The organism is Roseibium sp. FZY0029, assembly GCF_036350355.1.
Lineage (GTDB): Bacteria > Pseudomonadota > Alphaproteobacteria > Rhizobiales > Stappiaceae > Roseibium.
On sequence record NZ_JAZDVZ010000006.1, the window covers coordinates 175,852 to 194,720 of the forward strand.

Genomic DNA, 18,869 nt, shown 5'->3' on the forward strand with positions numbered 1-18,869 from the left:
TCCCTGGACAAACAAAAACGGGAGCCTTTCGGCCCCCGTTTCATTTTTCACGTCAGTCGGAAGGAAGCTTATTCAGCTTCTTCCTTCTTTTCGATTTCCTTGCCAGTTTCCTGATCGACAACCTTCATGGAAAGGCGGACCTTGCCGCGCTCGTCGAAGCCCATGAGCTTGACCCAGACCTTGTCGCCTTCCTTGATCACGTCAGTGACCTTGGCAACCTTCTTGGGAGCAAGCTGGGAGATGTGGACCAGGCCGTCCTTGGCACCGAAGAAGTTCACGAATGCGCCGAAATCAACGCATTTGACGACGGTGCCTTCATAGATCATGCCCACTTCCGGCTCGGCGGCGATGGAGTTGATCCAGTTGACGGCTGCCTTGATCGCCTTGCCGTCGGCAGATGCGATCTTGACGGTGCCGTCGTCTTCGATGTTGACCTTGGCGCCGGTCTTTTCCACGATTTCGCGGATGACCTTGCCGCCCGAACCGATGACTTCACGGATCTTGTCGACCGGGATCTTCATCACTTCGATGCGCGGCGCATGTTCGCCGAGCTCTGCACGAGCTTCGGTGATGGCCTTGGACATTTCGCCGAGGATGTGGATACGGCCATCCTTGGCCTGACCCAGAGCGACCTTCATGATCTCTTCGGTGATACCGTCGATCTTGATGTCCATCTGCAGCGAGGTGATACCGTCCTGGGTACCAGCAACCTTGAAGTCCATGTCGCCGAGGTGATCTTCATCACCCAGGATGTCGGACAGAACCGCAAAACGGTCGCCGTCCTTGATCAGACCCATGGCGATACCGGCAACCGGTGCCTTCAGCGGAACACCGGCATCCATCAGCGCCAGCGAGGTGCCGCAAACGGTTGCCATGGAAGACGAGCCGTTGGATTCGGTGATCTCGGAAACGACGCGGACGGTGTACGGGAACTCGTGATGCGGAGGCATCATCGGGTTGATCGCGCGCCATGCCAGCTTGCCGTGGCCGATTTCGCGACGTCCCGGGGAGCCCATGCGGCCGGTTTCGCCAACGGAGTAAGGCGGGAAGTTGTAGTGCAGCATGAAGTGAGACTTCACGGTGCCTTCCAGAAGGTCGATGAACTGCTCGTCTTCGCCGGTGCCGAGGGTGGCAACAACCAGGCCCTGGGTTTCACCACGGGTGAACAGCGCAGAACCGTGCGCACGCGGTAGAATGCCGACTTCGGAAGAGATGGCACGGACGGTCGACAGGTCACGTCCGTCAATACGGGTGCTGGTGTCGAGGATCGCGCCGCGGACGATTTCCGCTTCCAGCTTCTTGAACTGCTCGCCCAGAACGGTGCTTTCGACGGCTTCGCCTTCAGCAGCGTTCGTGATCAGAGCCTCGACGACCTTCGCCTTGGCGGCGTCGACTGCGTTCTTGCGGTCGGTCTTGGAGGTGATCTTGTAAGCGGCAACAAGCTCGGCTTCGGCCAGAGCCTTGACCTTGCCGAACAGCTCGGAATGATCCGGCAGGACCAGCTCGCGCGGTTCCTTGGCAGCGGTTTCAGCCAGTTTGATGATCGCGTCGATCACCGGCTGGAAGCCCTTGTGGCCGAACATCACTGCGCCGAGCATGATGTCTTCGTCCAGTTCCTTGGCTTCGGATTCAACCATCAGAACGGCGTCGTTGGTACCGGCAACAACCAGATCCAGAGAGGACTCCGGCATGTCGTCGACCAGCGGGTTCAGAACGTATTCGCCGTTGATGTAGCCAACGCGCGCGCCGCCGATCGGGCCCATGAAGGGAACACCCGACAGGGTCAGAGCGGCGGAAGACGCGACCATGGCCAGGATGTCCGGAGCGTTTTCCAGATCGTGCGACAGAACGGTGATGACCACCTGGGTGTCGTTCTTGTAGCCGTCTGCGAACAGCGGACGGATCGGACGGTCGATCAGACGGGACGTCAGCGTCTCGTGCTCTGACGGACGGCCTTCACGCTTGAAGTAGCCGCCCGGGATCTTACCAGCGGCAAAGGCCTTTTCCTGGTAGTTCACGGTGAGCGGGAAGAAATCCTGGCCCGGCTTCGGAGACTTGGCGGACACCACGGTCGCCAGAACCTTCGTTTCGCCATAAGACGCCATCACGGCGCCATCGGCCTGACGGGCAACCTTGCCCGTTTCGAGGACGAGCGGGCGTCCGCCCCACTCGACTTCTACACGATGAATATCAAACATCATCTGTCCTTACAGCTTTGCCTGCCTTTGGCTGCTTTCGGAACAGCACGGTCATGGCAGACACATTCCCGGTCGGCCCCGTATGGGCCGGTTACCGGCGGACAAGTCACGGGCAAGACGACGAGCTGCTTTCGCTCAAGACGGAAAGAAGCCGGCAATCCTGCCCCATGACATGTCACGAGGTCTCTATAGAGCGTTCCACTCGATTTTGAAACACTCAAAGCTCTTTCAGGAAACAAAGATCCGAAGCGGATCAGTGTTTTGTCCGAAAGGGCTGCGTCCGGCAAAAGCCGTCACGCAATACAAAAACGCGGCGGGTTCTCACCCACCGCGCTTTCAGGTTCTGAGATCTTAGCGGCGAATGCCAAGACGCGAGATCAGCGACTTGTAGCGTTCTTCGCTCTTGCCGCGCGTGTAGTCCAGAAGGGACCGGCGCTGCGCAACCATTTTCAGAAGACCGCGGCGGGAGTGGTTATCCTTGCCATGACCCTTGAAGTGTTCGGTCAGGTTGTTGATCCGCTCGGTGAGGATCGCGACCTGTACTTCCGGGGAACCGGTGTCGCCTTCTTTGATGGCGTATTCCTTGATGAGCTCAGCTTTGCGCTCTGCAGTAATCGACATCGCTCTTTCCTTTCAAAGAGTGGGGTCCGTTGACCGGACACGTTGAAATGCCGGAGACCGGCCTGATCCGGACGTTTCCAGAGCCGAGATGTCGTTCAGCAAAAGATCCTTCCGGACGAATTGAGCATCAGTGCCCAATGGCGGCGGAATATGGCGGAAAACCTTGCGAGAATCCAGAGGTTTCTCAGGTTTTTTCGCCACACCCGAATTTACAGGTGAAACACCCTGGTCGGCTGGAACCGGCCCTTGTCAATTGAGCCGATGGCGACCGGCACGCTGGCGTGGCTGGCAAAGGCGACTTCCGTGTTGAGCGGGGCATCGCGGCCACGCAGCAACACGGCCATGCCCTTGCGGATCTTGGCAGCGTCATCAAGCGACACCGGAACCTCGATCAGATTGTCCATCGCCTCGCGAACCGGCAGCACGAACTCCTCGACCAGAGCCTCGACGCCGGCACCTTCCTCAAGCGCCTCGGATGCTTCCAGGATTTCGTCCAGCCCGATCAGGTCGTCTTCGCCGAAGGGCCCGACCAGCAACCGGCGCAGCTCGGTAACGTGACCACAGGTGCCGAGACGGCGGCCGAGGTCACGGGCGATTGCCCGCACATAGGTCCCCTTGCCGCATTCAGCCTCGAAAACCGCACGGTTCTCGTCCGGACAGTCAACCAGGTCCAGCCGGTGCACGTCGATGGGACGGGCTTCCAGCTCGACCTCTTCGCCATCGCGCGCAAGATCATATGCCCGTTCACCGGCGACCTTGATGGCGGAAAATTTCGGCGGAACCTGCATGATCGTGCCGACAAATTCACCAAGGATAGCCGAGATTTCGTCCGCATTGGGCCGCACGTCGGACGTGGCAACTGCCTCGCCCTCGGTGTCGTCCGTGTTGGTTTCCACGCCCCAGGTCACCTCGAAACGGTAGACCTTGCGGCCATCCATGACGAAGGGAACGGTTTTTGTGGCTTCGCCGAAGGCAACCGGCAGAAGACCGGACGCGCGCGGATCCAGTGTTCCGGCGTGACCAACCTTTTCCGGCGAGAAGATCCGCTTGATCTTGCCAAGTGCCTCGTTGGAGGTGATGCCATAGGGCTTGTCCAGGACAAGCCAGCCGTTAATGGCGTTCTTTTTTCTTTTGAATTGTTTTTGGCGTGCCATGAGAACGTTTCAATACGATTGCAATTGTTTTACGGCGAGAAATGAAAAACTGACTGTCGAACCCACCATCCATGCGCAACAGCAAGATCCTGAACGCATCAGCTTTCGTCAGCGATCATTCTCGATTTTTTGAAGTCTATTGTGGTCACAGTAAGTCACCTGGTTTCCAAGTTTATGCGCCTTTGCCAAGTCGCATGACCCACTTATCTTTGAAGGGACACTTCCTGTTCCACTATCAGAGAAGCCTATCAACTCTTTGTTCCCTGCCCTGATAACAATGTAAAATCCAAGGAGTTCATCGCCGTATGTATGAACTGTTTTGACCCCTGTCAGCGGCCCTACTTTGAATTTGCCATTTGCATCCGTTCTGGTGACTGCATGCCTTGACCCTGGTGGGTTATCTTTTGATGCGTCTGATGGAGCCAATGCTGCCACCAACTCGATCTCTGCATTCGCAACCGGCTTACCGTCGTTTAGCAGCACGCCCGAGACCTCCGGCGCAATGATGCGTGGAACCGGAAACACGACACACGCGGACGTCGCCGCGCCAAGCGCGATAGCTGCGAAAGTTCTGGAGAGTGCCATATCGGGTCCGCTTGGGTTAGGCCTTGGCCTCGGCAAAGAACTCACTGCTCTTCATGTCATCCCGGTCCGAGTGGTGCGAAAGACCGGGATCCGGTAACCCCAGTGCACCCCGCTCTTCCGGCAATCAAGCTAATCGCCTGTGTTTGCCGGGTCCCCGCCTTCGCGGGGACCACAATTCAACAGGAACAGTGAGCCGTTGATCTCTAGTTCTCTTCGTCCGCGTCGAGATCCCGGGAGACTTCCGGAGAATGCAGCAGCGTGTCGATGCGGTCGTCGTCGTCGAACCTCGTGTCGAGAACGAAGCGCAGGTCCGGCATGTATTTCATCGTCAGCCGGCGGGACACCTGGCCGCGCAGATATTTGGCGCTGCGGTTCAGGGCCTTTTCGACCTGCTCAGCATTGACGCCGCCAAGCGGCATCACCAGGCAGGTCGCCAGGCGCAGATCCGGTGTCATGCGCACTTCGGGGATCGTGACGATCACCCCGTCGAGATCCGGGTCGGAGAACCGTCCCCGGGTCAGAATATCGGACAGCTCCTTGCGGACCGTTTCGCCAACGCGCAACTGGCGCTGGGAAGGGCCGCGGCTGTCCTGTCCGTGTTGTCTTGCCATTGTCGTTGTTCCTGCATCTCTGGCAGCGCATTCCGTCCCGACGTATTCGGGCACCGTTGGCGGACCGGTCCCAGCGATCCCCGCCATTGCCGGGCCTGAAGCACGGACGGTGGCGAGACCATCTGGATGGTGCGAATACCATGGCCGAGCCATGGCACAACGGAGTTACCTGCGACCAGATACGACGTCAGCGGCTTAATTGAATAAGCCGCTGACATCAGTTTCAAGTAGATTTCTGACTTCGATCAGAGTGTCCGTGCGATCTGCTCGACGCGGAAGCACTCGATGACGTCGCCCGGACGCATGTCCTGGTACTTGACGAAGTTCATGCCGCATTCCTGACCGGATTCGACAGACTTGACCTCGTCCTTGAAGCGCTTGAGCGTGCCCAGTTCGCCTTCGTGGATGACCACGTCGTCGCGAATGAGGCGAACGTTGGCGCCACGTTCCACGACACCTTCGGTAACCAGACAGCCTGCAACCTTGCCGACCTTGGAGATGTGGAAGATTTCCTTGATCTCCGCATTGCCGAGGAAGGTTTCGCGGCGCTCCGGCGACAGCATGCCCGAGAGGGCAGCCTTGATGTCGTCGACCAGGTCGTAGATCACGTTGTAGTAACGGATCTCGATGCCTTCGCGGCTTGCCGCTTCACGGGCCTGCTTGTTGGCACGCACGTTGAAGCCGATGATCGGTGCCTTGGAAGCGAGCGCCAGCGTGACGTCACTTTCGGTGATGCCACCGACACCGGAGAGCAGGATGCGCGCGCCGACTTCCTCGTTGCCGAGTTCGTTGAGCGCATGGGCGATCGCTTCCGCGGACCCCTGCACGTCGGCCTTGAGCACCAGCGGGAACTCTTTTTTGCCGGTTTCCTGCAGACGGTTCATCATCTGCTCGAGCGAACCACGCGTACCGGTGGCGACCACGGAGGCCTTCTCGCGGATCTGGCGCTGACGGTAGTCGGTAATCTCACGGGCGCGGGCTTCGTTGTCGACAACCGCAACCATGTCACCGGCTTCCGGCGTGCCCTGGAAGCCCAGAACCTCGACCGGTTTGGCCGGACCGGCTTCCTTCACCTGATTGCCATTCTCGTCGAGCATGGCACGGACGCGGCCCCACTCGGCACCGGCAACAAGAATGTCGCCCGGCTTGAGAGTGCCCTTCTGCACCAGAACGGTGGCAACCGGACCGCGGCCCTTGTCGAGCTGCGCTTCGATGACGATACCTTCCGCCTTGCGGTCCGGATTGGCCTGGAGTTCCAGAACTTCGGACTGCAGCAGGATCATTTCCAGAAGCTTGTCGAGGCCCAGGCCGCTCTTGGCCGAGACTTCCACGTCGATCACGTCGCCGCCCATGGATTCCACAACGAGGTTCTCGCTGAGGAGTTCGGTACGGACGCGGTTCGGATCGGCTTCCGGCTTGTCCATCTTGTTGATGGCCACGATGATCGGAACGTCGGCCGCCTTGGCGTGCGCAACGGCTTCCTTGGTCTGCGGCATGACGCCATCGTCGGCAGCAACGACCAGGATCACGATATCGGTCGACTTCGCCCCGCGAGCACGCATCTGCGAGAACGCAGCATGGCCCGGGGTATCGATGAAGGTGATCTTGTTGCCGTCCTGATCGACCTGATAGGCGCCGATGTGCTGCGTGATGCCGCCGGCTTCGCCGGTGACAACCTTCGACTTGCGGATCGCATCGAGCAGCGAGGTCTTGCCGTGGTCGACGTGGCCCATGATGGTCACGACCGGAGGCCGCGGCAGCAAGGTGGACGGATCGTCTTCCGTGGTGAACAGACCTTCTTCAACGTCTGCTTCAGACACGCGCTTGACCGTGTGGCCCATTTCCTCGGCGATCAGTTCGGCGGTATCGGCATCGATCACGTCGTTGATCTTGAGCATCTGGCCCTGTTTCATGAGAAGCTTGATCACGTCCACGGCGCGCTCTGCCATACGGTTGGCGAGTTCCTGGATGGTGATGGCTTCCGGCAGAACGACTTCGCGCATGATCTTTTCACGCACGACCTGCTGCTGACCGCGTTTCGCCTTTTCCTGACGGCGGCGCATGGAGGCCAGAGACCGCGCACGCTGGCCGTCGTCGCCACCGGTGGCGGCGGAGATGGTCAGCTTGGAGCGGCGGCGATCGTCGCCGGTGCGCGGACGCGCAGCGGGAGCCGGTGCCTGTTTCGGGCGCTTGACCGCACGAACGCTCTTGTTGTTGCGATCTTCTTCTTCGGATTCTTCGCGCCCGGGCTTCGCACGGACGGCCGGAGCTTCCGGCGCCTTGCGCTTGCCCATGTCGTCAAGGCTCGGCGGCTTGCCGCCGTCGGCATGAGCGGGCTTGCGAACCACGGTGCGACCGGCCGTTTCCTTGCGCACAGGCGCAGCAGCTTCCGGCGCCGCTTCGGCTGCCGGTTCGCTCACCGGTTCGGCCTTGGCCTGTTCCGTAGCCTGGAGAGCTTCTTCGGCTTCGCGCTTGGCGCGCTCTTCCGCTTCCACCTTGGCACGGGCTTCTTCTTCAGCCTGACGCTGCGCGGCTTCGATCGCCCGGCGCTTGTCTTCTTCTTCGCGGCGCTTGCGGTCTTCCTCGTCACGCACCTTGGCCATCTGAAGGGCTGCCGCACGGGCTGCCGCTTCTTCCTTGGTCAGGGTGCGCAGAACGTTGCCGTTGCCCTTCTGGCGCTGGCCGGAAGCGGACCGGCGGGCCTGCTTGGTGGCCTGCGGATCCAGCTGCGGCGGCGTACGCGGCGCTTCAGCCGGACGCTCGAGGCGCTGCGTGGTCGGCGCAGGGGCGTCTGCTTTTGCTTCTTGCCCCGGAAGCACAACACGGCGCTTCTTCTTTTCCACGACGACGGCTTTTGACCGGCCATGCGAGAAGGACTGCCGAACAGTTCCCTGATCGCCACCGCCACGCTTTAGGCCAAGCGTTTTGCCACGCTCAACGCTGATTGTCTTGTCGCCTGGATTTTTCGTATCGCTCATATTGCCTTCAGTCCTGCGCAACCGCCTTTTCAAGCGTTGCCATTATCGCTGCTTGCCCCGGAGGAGTTGCGAAAACGCTCCAGATCGCGCACCCGCGACAGGAAGTTTTCGCTCGCCTGCCCCGCAAGCAGTGCAGCATGTATCACATTTGACCGGCCCAATGCCAAATCCAATTGGTCCGAATCGAACAAACGGACGATTTGGCATCCGTTTGCGTGTTCCTGAGTGCCGGCAGCCACCGCCGCCAGCTTCCGCACCCCGTCTTCTGCAGCGTCCGAGGCATGGACAAGCCCGGCGACATCATCCTGCCGCAGAGCCGCTTCAACTTTCGCATAGCCCGTTACCAGCTCGCCGGCCTTGCGCGTCATGGAGAGCGCTTGAAGCGCCGATCGTTCCATGAGCGCATCGACCCGATCCGCCAGTCCCGGCTCGACAGAGGCTTCCCCTTTAAAACCCCGGCCGAAGACCTTTTTCCGGTCCTTTTCGGCGACTGCCACGATATCTTTCGTGGCGGTCACCCAAACACCGCGTCCTGGAAGCACCCGCTTCAGATCCGGAACAACCTCGCCTTGCGGGTCGAGAACGAACCGGATCAGCGTACTGACGGGCTGAACCTCCCGGGTCACGGCACACTGCCGTTCGGTTGGTTCACTCTTCCTGGGCACGCTGCCACTCCTTTAGATCAACCTGCTTTCCGGTGGAAACACCCCCGGCGCAGAAAAGCTGATCGAACTTGCGAATTCGAAGGTCCCGGCCGGCCCAGAGCCGGGCCGGAAACTTCACACAGGAGGCTTTTGCCTCTCTCGTTACCCGTTCAGGATCGCGCCGCCCTGCGGCTCTTCTCCAACGGTCTCGGCCATTTCGGCCACTTCCTCTTCTCCGGCTTCGTCTTCCTCAGCCTGAGCTGCGAGTTCTTCCTCGGTGATCCAGCCTGCGGCCAGACGAGCTGCCATCACGACGTTTTCCGCTTCCGCGCGGGACATGTCGAATTCCGAAAGGGCACCTTCGAAGCGCTTGGTTTCGCCGTCCTTACGTTCGGTCCAGCCAACGAGATCGTCAGCAGCGCAACCGGCAAGGTCTTCCATCGTCTTGATGCCGTCCTTGCCCAGCGCAACCAGCATAGCCGTTGTCAGGCCATCAATCGACCTCAAGTCGTCGGCAACACCGAGCGAAATACGCTCTTCGTCGAGTTTTGCTTCCAGCTCGGCCAGGTAATCCCGGGCACGTGCCTGAATTTCGACCGCGGTGTCGTCATCGAAGCCTTCGATCATGGAGATCTCGTCGAGCTCCACATAGGCGACTTCCTCAACCGAGGTGAAACCTTCGGTCGCCAGCAACTGGCCGACCATTTCGTCGACGTTGAGGGCTTCCATGAACAGCTGCGAGCGCTCCAGGAATTCCTTCTGGCGGCGGTCGCTTTCTTCCTGTTCGGTCATGATGTCGATGGCCCAGCCGGTCAGCTGAGAGGCCAGACGCACGTTCTGGCCGCGACGGCCGATCGCCAGTGATAGTTGGTCATCGGGAACGACAACTTCAATACGTTCGGCGTCTTCGTCCAGAACAACCTTGGCAACTTCGGCCGGCTGCAGGGCGTTGACGATGAAAGTCGCCGCTTCCTCGTTCCACGGAATGATATCGATCTTTTCGCCCTGGAGTTCCCCGACAACAGCCTGAACACGGCTGCCGCGCATACCCACGCAGGCGCCGACCGGATCGATGGAGCTGTCCTTGGAGATCACGGCGATCTTCGCGCGCGAGCCCGGATCGCGGGCCACGGACTTGATCTCGATAACGCCGTCGTAGATTTCCGGAACTTCCTGGGCAAACAGCTTTGCCATGAACTGCGGATGGGTGCGTGACAGGAAGATCTGCGGCCCACGCTGCTCGCGGCGAACGTCATAGATGATGGCGCGGATGCGGTCGCCGGTGCGGAAAATTTCGCGCGGGATCAGTTCGTCGCGGCGGACAATGCCTTCGCCGCGGCCCAGATCCACGATGACGTTGCCATATTCGGCACGCTTGACGACACCGTTGACGACTTCGCCGACACGGTCCTTGAATTCTTCATACTGACGATCGCGCTCGGCTTCGCGCACTTTCTGCACGATGACCTGCTTGGCGGACTGGGCGGCAATGCGGCCGAAATCGAGCGGCGGCAGCGGCTCGGCGATGAAATCGCCGATGCTGGCTTCCGGATTGCGGGCCTGCGCGTCCTCAAGAGAGATGTCGGTGGAAACGTTCTCGACACTGTCAACGACCTGAAGCAGGCGCTGCAAACGGATCTCGCCGGTCTTCGGATTGATTTCGGCGCGGACTTCCGTTTCCGTACCATAGCGGGAGCGGGCTGCCTTCTGGATCGCATCTTCCATTGCATTGATGACGATCATCCGGTCGATGGATTTTTCCCGTGCGACCGCGTCAGCGATTTGCAGCAGTTCCAGCCGGTTCGCGCTGATTGCCATATTCCACTCCTCTTGCGCCAAGGATCGGTTCGGGCGCGTTTTTCTTATTTCCCTTCAAAGCCTGTGGCTCAGTTGGGCATGTTGTCCTGCGACAGCTCGTCATCCTGACCTCGGGCGGCAAGCGCCGCCTTTTCGGCCTGAAGAGCTGCGGTAATCAAGTCATCGGTCAATACCAGCTTGGCTTCGCCGATGTTCTCCAGCGGCAGCGCAACGGTGTCCGTCTCGCCTTCCCGCACATCTGGAAGCCGAATGCTGGCCATACCGTTTTCCGCACCGAGGAGCGTTCCCCGGAAGCGCTTGCGGCCATCCAGCATGACGGCCATCTCGACCTTCAGCTCATGGCCTGCCCAGCGGTTGAAATCGCCTGCCCGCACGAGCGGACGGTCGATACCCGGAGATGAAACTTCCAGATGATATGCCCGGTTGATCGGGTCTTCGACGTCGAGCGCGGGCGATACGGCCCGGCTGATGGTCTCGCAGTCCTCGACGGTCATCGTGCCGTCCGGACGCTCTGCCATGATCTGCAAGGTGCAGCCGTTCTGAGCACTGATCTTCGTACGCACCAGACGGTAGCCGAGATCCTCGATCACCGGCTCCACAATTGCGGCAACACGGGCATCAAGACCCTGTTCCGTCACAATTCTCGGTTCGTGTGCGCTCACACTTGGCTCCTGTTGGCGGCCGTTACCGGCTCTTGAGCATCAGATGCACCTGATCGTCGATTTACATAGGGCAGTCCTGCTCGAACTCGTTGGTTTCCGGTTATGTAAGCAAAAAAGAGCGGGTCCCCGGCGGGCCCACTCTCAAAGTGCTCAGATAAGCCGTTTGAGGTGAAACACGGGCTGTATAACGCCAAAGCGGTCAAAAAGGCAAGAGCCCGGGCCAAATTCCTCAAAGAAGTTGGCCCCTGCCCGGATTCCCCCGGCAAACGGCAGCAAAAGCGCCGTTTCCGTCAACGCAGCGCTACACCCTGCGGAAGGTCAGATACCGGCCGACGCGGCCTTCGCGGATGGCTTTGGCCTCGTAGCGAGTACCCGGCCAGCCCTCCCAGGGGGATTTCCAGTCGGACGCGGTTTCGGCGGCCCATTCAAACGCCTCGTGGTCGCGGCAATGGCGCAGCGTCCAGTCGACATAGGTATCGATGTCGCTGGCAAACCGGAACTCACGACCGGGCTTGATCGCCCGGGCATAGCGGTCGAGGTTCTGCTCGTTGATGAACCGGCGTTTCCAGTGGCGCTTCTTCGGCCAGGGGTCCGGATAGAGCTGGTAGGCCAAATCGAGGCTTGCCTCCGGCAGCCAGTCGAGAACATTGACGGCATCATCGTCGTAAAGACGGACATTCCGCAGGCCCTCTTCCACGACGGCATTCACGGCCTTGGCCATGCTGCCGACAAAGGGCTCCACGCCGATAAAGCCGGTCCGAGGATTGGTCCTTGCCCGGTGCAGCAAGTGCTCGCCGCCGCCAAAGCCGACCTCCAGGCAGACCTCGTCGACCTCCGCGTCAAAGAGGCTCCTCAGATCCTGAGGAACGGGCGCCGTCAGGTCCAGCGCCAGGCGCGGCAGTTCGTTTTCCATCAAAGCCTCGCGGCGCGGGCTAAGGGGCTTGCCCTTGCGGCGGCCGTAAAAGGAACCTTCGTAACGATCAGTCATTCTGCTACTTCAAAACAAAAGATCGCCGGTTCTGAACCGGCGATCTGTTTCATGTCTTCATGCGTTCAGATGGAAGCCAAGCTTATCCCGCAAGCGGGCGAAGCTCGTCAACCAGGTCTGTCTTTTCCCAGCTGAAACCACCATCGGCTTCCGGCTCGCGGCCGAAATGACCGTAAGCGGCGGTGCGCTCGTAAATCGGGTTGTTCAGCTTCAGGTGCTGGCGGATGCCGCGCGGGCTGAGGCCCATGACGTCGCGCAGCGCCTTTTCCAGCTTGGCCTCGTCGCAGCGGCCCGTGCCGTGAAGGTCGACATAGACCGACAGCGGCTCCGGAACGCCGATGGCGTAGGAAAGCTGGATGGTGCAGCGATCCGCAAGATCAGCCGCGACGACGTTCTTGGCAAGATAGCGGGCAGCATAAGCTGCGGAACGGTCAACCTTGGTCGGATCCTTGCCGGAGAAGGCGCCGCCACCGTGCGGAGCCGCACCGCCGTAGGTGTCGACAATGATCTTGCGGCCGGTCAGGCCCGCATCGCCATCCGGGCCACCGATGACGAAGGCGCCGGTCGGGTTGACGTGCCATACGGTCGCATCCGTGATGAAACCTTCCGGCAGCGCGGAGCGGATGTAGGGATCGACGATGGCGCGCACGTCGGCAGACGTCAGAGCCGGATCCAGATGCTGGGTCGACAACACGATGGAGGTTGCCTCGACAGGCTTGCCGTCGACGTAGCGGATGGTGACCTGGCTCTTTGCGTCCGGGCCGAGCGCAGGCTCCTGGCCGGATTTGCGGACATCGGACAGAAGGCGCAGGATCTTGTGCGAAAAGAGGATCGGAGCCGGCATCAGCTCTTCGGTTTCGCGGCAGGCGTAACCGAACATGATACCCTGGTCGCCCGCGCCTTCATCCTTGTTGTCGCCGGCATCGACACCCTGGGCAATATGGGCGGACTGCGCATGCAGATGAACGGCGATGTCGCAGTTTTCCCAATGGAAGCCGTCCTGCTCGTAGCCGATATCCTTGACGGCCATGCGGGCAAGATGGGCAATGTAATCGTTGGTGATGGTGGCCGGGCCGCGGGTTTCCCCGGCGATCACGATGCGGTTGGTGGTTGCCAGCGTTTCACAGGCAACACGCGCTTCCGGCATTTCCTTGAGGTAGGCATCGACAACCGCATCGGAAATACGGTCGCATACTTTGTCCGGGTGTCCTTCGGAAACGGACTCGGAGGTAAACAGGTAATTCTGACGTGCCATTGGCGATCGTCCTTCTGGGAATGAATATGACTGAAGCGGCGATAGTCATCGCCGCTTCGCCTGCATCAATCTTAGAAGTTCTTCGCCGCGTCAAGCGCGCGCGTGAATTTTGTCAGTCGTCACCGGCAAGGGACCGGACCAGATCGACGATCCGGCGACGTACTTTCGGGTCTTCGATTCGCACAAATGCCTTGTTCAGGGACAGGCCTTCGGAAGACGACAGGAAGTCAACCACGTAGGACGTCGGCTGCGTTTCGCCGAATCCTTCAGCCTCGTCAGGGGTACCGGGTGCATCTTCGAAGAAAAAGGAAACCGGAACTTTGAGAACCGTTGCGATGTGCTGCAACCGGCTGGCACCGATGCGGTTGGTGCCCTTTTCGTATTTCTGGATCTGCTGGAAGGTGATGCCCAGACTTTCGCCGAGCTTTTCCTGACTCATGCCTAGCATCATGCGGCGCAGCCGGACGCGGCTGCCAACATGAATATCAATCGGATTGGGAGACTTCTTACTGGGCATCTGTGTCGCTCTTTCTTTTTCTCGCGGACGAGGCCCGCTCGTTTTTCGTTTGCACAAGTTCCCCTGAATTCCCCCCACAGGACCAAGAGATCGAAGTTTGCCCGCAACCTTCCACTTGCACATGAAGCAGCCTTCAATCGGCTATTTCACGGTTGTATCACAATTTCTTCACTCAACTCAAATAAAAAATATCAATTTAAGCGCGAACTTCGGTTGTATTGGTAAGCCCCTGCAAATACTACGATGAAAAACGAGAAAATGAGTGCAGGTGCATCGCCAATACTGCCGTAGAGAGTATTGCCAAGCCTCTGCGGAAGCCTTGCGTCTATCAGCCCCTTTTCAAATATTGCGAGTTCCGCAACGACTCGGCCTTTCGGGTCGATCACCGCGGATATCCCTGTATTTGCGGCCCGAATCAGCGGCAAACCGCTTTCAATCGCCCGTAGACGGGCCTGCGCGAGGTGCTGATAAGGCCCCGGCGTACGGCCGAACCAGGCATCGTTGGTTACGTTCAGCAGGAAGTCCGGCCGTTTGGAAACGCCATCCAGAGAGCCCGGAAAAATCGCCTCATAGCAAATCATGGGTAGAAAACCAAAACTCTCGGACGTGGTCAGCACACGCGGTTGATACCCCGCTTCGAAGCCATCCAGAGGCCCGGCAAGGTTCGATATTCCCAACAATTCTAGCAGAGGTTTAAATGGCACGTATTCACCGAAAGGCACAAGCCGCACCTTGTCGTAAATGCCCTGAACGGTGCCTTCGGTGCCAATCACGAACACGCTGTTGAAGTAGTCCGCCCCCTGAAGCCCGGGCTCCGCCCGGATAGCTCCGGTCACCAATTCGGTGTTGTCGGCGAGCGACTGGCCGATCCGGAACAAGGCACCCGGCTCCTGAGTGAGCAGGAAGGGCACCGCCGATTCCGGCCAGACCACCATGCGCGGTTGCCCAACGCGTGCAGCGCCGCCAAGAGGAGCCTGGGTCATGTCAAGGAAGGTCTGGAAGATCTCGTCGCGCAGTTCCGGCCGCCATTTGTCTTTCTGATCGATGGACGGCTGTACGATCCTAATGTCGAGACCGGCAACGGCAAGGTCCGCCTGCCAGAGCCTGACGGCGCCGTAGCCTGCGACCGCAACCAGCGCAACGGCGGCGGCAACAACGGCCGTCACACGCTGGCGCAACGGCCGCGCGTCGGCCAGGACGGCCGGGGCGGAAAACACTGCCACCACGAAAAAGGTGAGCCCGTAAAGCCCGACGAGGCTCGCAGCCTGCGACAGGCTCAACGATCCGGACACGCCGTAGCCGAAGGCGTTCCAGGGAAACCCGGTCAAGACATGACCGCGCAGCCAGTCGGTCAGGGTCAAGCCGGCGGCCAGCAGCAGGATACGGCGAGACCGATCGCTCCAGAAAATCGCCGCCAGGCCGACGCCAAGGCCCGTGAACAACGCCAGCCCTACCGGCATCGCCAGAACGGCGAAGGGCATCAGCCAGGCAAAGCGCTCCGCTTCGACCAGAAACGCCGCGCCGATCCACCACAGGCCGGACAGGAAGTATCCGAAACCGAACAGCCAGCCGAGCGCGAAGCCCGTGCGAAACCGCTGAAGGCGCTTGCCGGGCGCAGGGTCGACCGCACCGTCCAGCAGCCAGACGAGGCACGGAAAGGTGAGGAGAAGAACAAAGCTGAAGTCATAAGGGGGAAGCGCAAAGGCCGTTACGGCCCCGCAGGCTGCGCACAACAGCCGTCGCTGCCACCCCCATGCCAGTAGAAAGGTATTTGGCAGGACCGACAGGCGGTGTGACAACCATTGCATCAAAGAGCTTCCCCATTCTTGCGGTCAGGAGATTTGTCGGCTCGCTGCAGTGGGGTCAAGGGTTAATACCTACGGCGCGCGAAGAAGTCGCTTTCAGGAGACTGCTCCGGCGCTGTTTGCGACCCTGCTTCTTGCCGGGTCAGGCGGATTTCCGCTCACCCGTTCCCGCTGGACGCGGCAACCTTGGTCTTTGTGCTTTCGCTGTCCTGACTGCCCTCACCCGAGACAGAGTCCGTCCGTTTGGGGCGGCGGCGAAGGTCCGGCGGGCGCGCATCGGTGCGGCGGCGGCGGATCTTCAGGCGCTTGATGCGGCGCGGATCGGCGTCCATCACCTCAAACTCGAAGCCTGGAACCTCATCCGGCACCAGCAACAACTCGCCACGCACCGGAACCCGGCCCACCGACACATAGAGCAGACCGCCAAGGGTATCGACGTCCTCGGAAATCTCGCCGTCGTTCAACTGCGTGCCGAGTGCTTCGTCGAGATCTTCAAGTGGCAGGCGCGGATCGGCGATCCACACGCCTTCACCGGCAGAGGCCAGCATGGCCTCCTCATCCTCGTCGTGTTCGTCTTCGATATCGCCGACGACTTCCTCGACCAGATCTTCCAGCGACACCAGACCGTCGGTCCCGCCGTATTCATCGATCACCAGCGCCATCTGAATGCGGTCGGCCTGCATCTTCGCCATCAGATCGGTCGCCGGCATCGACGGCGGCACGAACAGAACGTTGCGCAGGAGATCCGTGTCCTTCAGCGAGACAGACAGGTCGACACAGGACAGGTCCAGGTCGGGCATGTTGTGGCCATTACGCGCCGGAGAATTGGAATTGGACGGTTGATAGCCGGTTGTATCGTCTTCATTATCCACAGAAGTTGCAGGACGGTTCGACGCGCCGCGTTCGGCGATATAGGCCATCAGATCCTTGATGTGGACCATGCCCCGCGGATCATCCAGCGTCTCTTCGTAGACCGGCATGCGTGAGTGCCCGCTGGTCTGGAACAGTTCCATCACCCGGCTGAGGCTTGTTTCCTGATCAACCGCGTCGATATCGGCGCGCGGGATCATGACATCGTCGACGCGCAATTCGCGCAGCCGGAGAATGTTGCCGAGGAGCATCCGCTCTTCCGGCGAGAAGGCGGCATCGCCCCCTTCGCGGGCAAGCTCATCCTCCAGATTTTCGCGCAGGCTCGAAGACTGGCGGCCCAAGCGCAGGAAGCGTTTGACATGGTCGAGGAAGGCCGCAGGTTTCTGCGGCTTCGGCTGTTGCGGGTCTTCCCCGTCCTGGCCCTGTCCGGTGCTGGCAGGCTTCTGCCCGTTTGCCGGACTTTGCGGTTCAATTGAGTTCATCATCCATCAATCAAGAACATCACACCCCATGATGCCACTTAAGCGCCGTCGGCCACAAGTGGCCTGTCCGCGTAAGGGTCATCGATGCCAAGAGACGCCAGAATGGCCCTCTCAAGGCTTTCCATAAGTTCCGCCTCTTCACTTTCCTGATGATCATAATCGAAAAGGTGAAGCAAACCGTGAACAGTCAGATGGGTAAGGTGATCGTAAAATTCAATTCCAAGATCCGCGGCTTCTGCCGCGACGGTTTCATAGCCGAAAACGATATCGCCCAGAAGCGGGCCATAAACGTCGCCCTGCGGGTCGCTGCCGGGAAAGGACAGGACGTTCGTCGCCTTGTCCTTGCCGCGCCATTTTTCATTCAACTGCCGGATCGACGCATCGTCGGTAAACAGCAGCGAAACTTCGGTGCCCTCCAGCACTTCCAGATCCGCCCCGGCAAAGGCAGCGGCAACCGCCTTTGCGGTTATCGCTTCCAACTGGGCTTCCGCCGGCCAATCGCCCGCCTCAATCGACAGGTCAATCTGAAAACTTTCGGGCAATCGGTCAGGCATCTTCTGCAGGGACTTTTCAGGAATTTGCGGCTTCACGAGGGCGCGCAGGGGCACCATCGCGGTCCGCGCCACGTTTTCGCTCGGCAAAGCGCCGTTCGCGCGCCTCGGACTCTTCACGCGAAGCGTTGTCATAGGCGGTCACGATCCGTCCAACCAGTTCGTGACGGACAACGTCCTTCTCGTTGAAACGGATATGGGCGACTTCCGGAATATCGGTCAACAACCCGAGCGCCTCGCGCAGACCGGATACCTGTCCGGACGGCAAGTCGATCTGGCTCGGATCGCCGGTGACGATCATCTTAGAGCCTTCCCCCAGACGCGTCAGAAACATCTTCATCTGCATGGAGGTCGTGTTCTGCGCCTCGTCGAGCAGCACCACAGCGTTGGAAAGCGTGCGGCCGCGCATGAAGGCCAGCGGCGCCACCTCGATCATGCCGGACTGAAGGCCACGGTCGACCTTCTCGGCAGGCATCATCTCGTAAAGAGCGTCGTAGATCGGCCGCAGGTACGGATCGACCTTGTCCTTCATCTCGCCCGGCAGAAAGCCGAGACGCTCGCCGGCTTCGACAGCAGGACGGGACAGGATCAGACGGGCGACATCGCCGCGCTCCAGAAGGGCTGCCGCATAGGCCACCGCCAGGAAAGTCTTGCCGGTACCGGCCGGGCCGGTTCCGAAAATCAGGTCGGCCCGGTCCATCGACCGGATGTAGGCGTCCTGGGTGGGCGTGCGGGCAACGATTGTCTTGCGGCGGGTCGCGATCTGGGCGAAGGCCAGGCGGGACTTCGGCTCCAGTGTCGGCAAGGGCAATTGCGCCTCGGCGGCCGCCGCCATGCGCAAGGCACCGTCGACATCGCCCGGATGAATTTCCTGCCCCTGCAGCAGACGCTGATACATGGCCTCCAGCGCGGTGCGCGCCTGAGCGCAGCCCACCTGGCTGCCCTTGAGCGTCACCTGGTTGCCGCGTGCAATGGCATCGATGCCCAGGCGCTGTTCGATCAGCGCAAGGTTCTGGTCGAATTGCCCAAACAGATCTCCGATCAGCCGGTTATCTTCAAAGGCAAGAACAATATGGGTCATGTCGGAGGCCGAACCGGCCGCAGAGGTTTGTACCGAGGACTTGCGGGAT

16 protein-coding genes are annotated in these 18,869 nt (G+C 60.3%); all 16 read right to left on the minus strand.

Features of this window, described 5'->3' with window-relative positions:
* Positions 1-68 precede the first annotated feature (68 nt).
* Positions 69-2,198, minus strand: a complete 2,130-nt coding sequence (pnp, locus tag V1T76_RS18600) for a polyribonucleotide nucleotidyltransferase (RefSeq protein WP_330562139.1) — start codon at positions 2,196-2,198, stop codon at positions 69-71.
* A gap of 351 nt (positions 2,199-2,549) precedes the next feature.
* Positions 2,550-2,819 (minus strand): 30S ribosomal protein S15, encoded by a 270-nt coding sequence (gene rpsO / locus V1T76_RS18605; protein ID WP_006935430.1) that lies wholly within the window; start codon positions 2,817-2,819, stop codon positions 2,550-2,552.
* Positions 2,820-3,028: 209 nt separating this feature from the next.
* The gene (gene truB, locus V1T76_RS18610; RefSeq protein WP_330562140.1) at positions 3,029-3,973 is read right to left on the minus strand and encodes a tRNA pseudouridine(55) synthase TruB; all 945 of its coding nucleotides are present in this window, start codon (positions 3,971-3,973) and stop codon (positions 3,029-3,031) included.
* 108 nt (positions 3,974-4,081) lie between these two features.
* Positions 4,082-4,558, minus strand: a complete 477-nt coding sequence (locus V1T76_RS18615) for a hypothetical protein (RefSeq protein WP_330562141.1) — start codon at positions 4,556-4,558, stop codon at positions 4,082-4,084.
* Positions 4,559-4,761: 203 nt separating this feature from the next.
* Positions 4,762-5,169 carry a 30S ribosome-binding factor RbfA gene (gene rbfA / locus V1T76_RS18620; RefSeq protein WP_330562142.1) on the minus strand — a complete coding sequence of 136 codons (408 nt, stop codon included), beginning with the start codon at positions 5,167-5,169 and terminating at the stop codon, positions 4,762-4,764.
* A 245-nt stretch (positions 5,170-5,414) separates the two neighbouring features.
* On the minus strand, positions 5,415-8,147 hold the full coding sequence (gene infB / locus V1T76_RS18625) for a translation initiation factor IF-2 (protein WP_330562143.1): 2,733 nt from the start codon (positions 8,145-8,147) through the stop codon (positions 5,415-5,417).
* A gap of 29 nt (positions 8,148-8,176) precedes the next feature.
* Positions 8,177-8,812 (minus strand): RNA-binding protein, encoded by a 636-nt coding sequence (locus V1T76_RS18630; RefSeq protein ID WP_330562144.1) that lies wholly within the window; start codon positions 8,810-8,812, stop codon positions 8,177-8,179.
* A 141-nt stretch (positions 8,813-8,953) separates the two neighbouring features.
* Positions 8,954-10,609 (minus strand): transcription termination factor NusA, encoded by a 1,656-nt coding sequence (gene nusA / locus V1T76_RS18635; RefSeq protein WP_330562145.1) that lies wholly within the window; start codon positions 10,607-10,609, stop codon positions 8,954-8,956.
* Between the two features lie 68 nt (positions 10,610-10,677).
* On the minus strand, positions 10,678-11,271 hold the full coding sequence (gene rimP, locus V1T76_RS18640; RefSeq protein ID WP_330562146.1) for a ribosome maturation factor RimP: 594 nt from the start codon (positions 11,269-11,271) through the stop codon (positions 10,678-10,680).
* Between the two features lie 301 nt (positions 11,272-11,572).
* Positions 11,573-12,259, minus strand: a complete 687-nt coding sequence (trmB, locus tag V1T76_RS18645; RefSeq protein ID WP_330562147.1) for a tRNA (guanine(46)-N(7))-methyltransferase TrmB — start codon at positions 12,257-12,259, stop codon at positions 11,573-11,575.
* Between the two features lie 82 nt (positions 12,260-12,341).
* Positions 12,342-13,514 carry a methionine adenosyltransferase gene (metK, locus tag V1T76_RS18650; RefSeq protein WP_330562148.1) on the minus strand — a complete coding sequence of 391 codons (1,173 nt, stop codon included), beginning with the start codon at positions 13,512-13,514 and terminating at the stop codon, positions 12,342-12,344.
* 112 nt (positions 13,515-13,626) lie between these two features.
* The gene (locus V1T76_RS18655) at positions 13,627-14,031 is read right to left on the minus strand and encodes a helix-turn-helix domain-containing protein (protein ID WP_040440215.1); all 405 of its coding nucleotides are present in this window, start codon (positions 14,029-14,031) and stop codon (positions 13,627-13,629) included.
* A 191-nt stretch (positions 14,032-14,222) separates the two neighbouring features.
* Positions 14,223-15,839 carry an apolipoprotein N-acyltransferase gene (lnt, locus tag V1T76_RS18660; RefSeq protein WP_330562149.1) on the minus strand — a complete coding sequence of 539 codons (1,617 nt, stop codon included), beginning with the start codon at positions 15,837-15,839 and terminating at the stop codon, positions 14,223-14,225.
* Positions 15,840-15,994: 155 nt separating this feature from the next.
* The gene (locus V1T76_RS18665) at positions 15,995-17,191 is read right to left on the minus strand and encodes a hemolysin family protein (RefSeq protein ID WP_330562150.1); all 1,197 of its coding nucleotides are present in this window, start codon (positions 17,189-17,191) and stop codon (positions 15,995-15,997) included.
* Positions 17,192-17,226: 35 nt separating this feature from the next.
* The gene (ybeY, locus tag V1T76_RS18670; protein WP_330562341.1) at positions 17,227-17,742 is read right to left on the minus strand and encodes an rRNA maturation RNase YbeY; all 516 of its coding nucleotides are present in this window, start codon (positions 17,740-17,742) and stop codon (positions 17,227-17,229) included.
* A gap of 16 nt (positions 17,743-17,758) precedes the next feature.
* Positions 17,759-18,820, minus strand: coding sequence for a PhoH family protein (locus V1T76_RS18675; protein WP_006935417.1), 1,062 nt, complete (start codon positions 18,818-18,820; stop codon positions 17,759-17,761).
* Positions 18,821-18,869 lie beyond the last annotated feature (49 nt).

What these genes read in the sequence shown, in the direction of transcription:
- lnt (WP_330562149.1), bottom strand. Translation starts at nt 15,839, where the DNA reads ATGCAATGGTTGTCACACCGCCTGTCGGTCCTGCCAAATACCTTTCTA.
- ybeY (WP_330562341.1), bottom strand. Translation starts at nt 17,742, where the DNA reads ATGCCTGACCGATTGCCCGAAAGTTTTCAGATTGACCTGTCGATTGAG.
- V1T76_RS18675 (WP_006935417.1), bottom strand. Translation starts at nt 18,820, where the DNA reads ATGACCCATATTGTTCTTGCCTTTGAAGATAACCGGCTGATCGGAGAT.
- pnp (WP_330562139.1), bottom strand. Translation starts at nt 2,198, where the DNA reads ATGTTTGATATTCATCGTGTAGAAGTCGAGTGGGGCGGACGCCCGCTC.
- rpsO (WP_006935430.1), bottom strand. Translation starts at nt 2,819, where the DNA reads ATGTCGATTACTGCAGAGCGCAAAGCTGAGCTCATCAAGGAATACGCC.
- V1T76_RS18615 (WP_330562141.1), bottom strand. Translation starts at nt 4,558, where the DNA reads ATGGCACTCTCCAGAACTTTCGCAGCTATCGCGCTTGGCGCGGCGACG.
- V1T76_RS18665 (WP_330562150.1), bottom strand. Translation starts at nt 17,191, where the DNA reads ATGATGAACTCAATTGAACCGCAAAGTCCGGCAAACGGGCAGAAGCCT.
- metK (WP_330562148.1), bottom strand. Translation starts at nt 13,514, where the DNA reads ATGGCACGTCAGAATTACCTGTTTACCTCCGAGTCCGTTTCCGAAGGA.
- truB (WP_330562140.1), bottom strand. Translation starts at nt 3,973, where the DNA reads ATGGCACGCCAAAAACAATTCAAAAGAAAAAAGAACGCCATTAACGGC.
- trmB (WP_330562147.1), bottom strand. Translation starts at nt 12,259, where the DNA reads ATGACTGATCGTTACGAAGGTTCCTTTTACGGCCGCCGCAAGGGCAAG.
- rbfA (WP_330562142.1), bottom strand. Translation starts at nt 5,169, where the DNA reads ATGGCAAGACAACACGGACAGGACAGCCGCGGCCCTTCCCAGCGCCAG.
- nusA (WP_330562145.1), bottom strand. Translation starts at nt 10,609, where the DNA reads ATGGCAATCAGCGCGAACCGGCTGGAACTGCTGCAAATCGCTGACGCG.
- infB (WP_330562143.1), bottom strand. Translation starts at nt 8,147, where the DNA reads ATGAGCGATACGAAAAATCCAGGCGACAAGACAATCAGCGTTGAGCGT.
- V1T76_RS18655 (WP_040440215.1), bottom strand. Translation starts at nt 14,031, where the DNA reads ATGCCCAGTAAGAAGTCTCCCAATCCGATTGATATTCATGTTGGCAGC.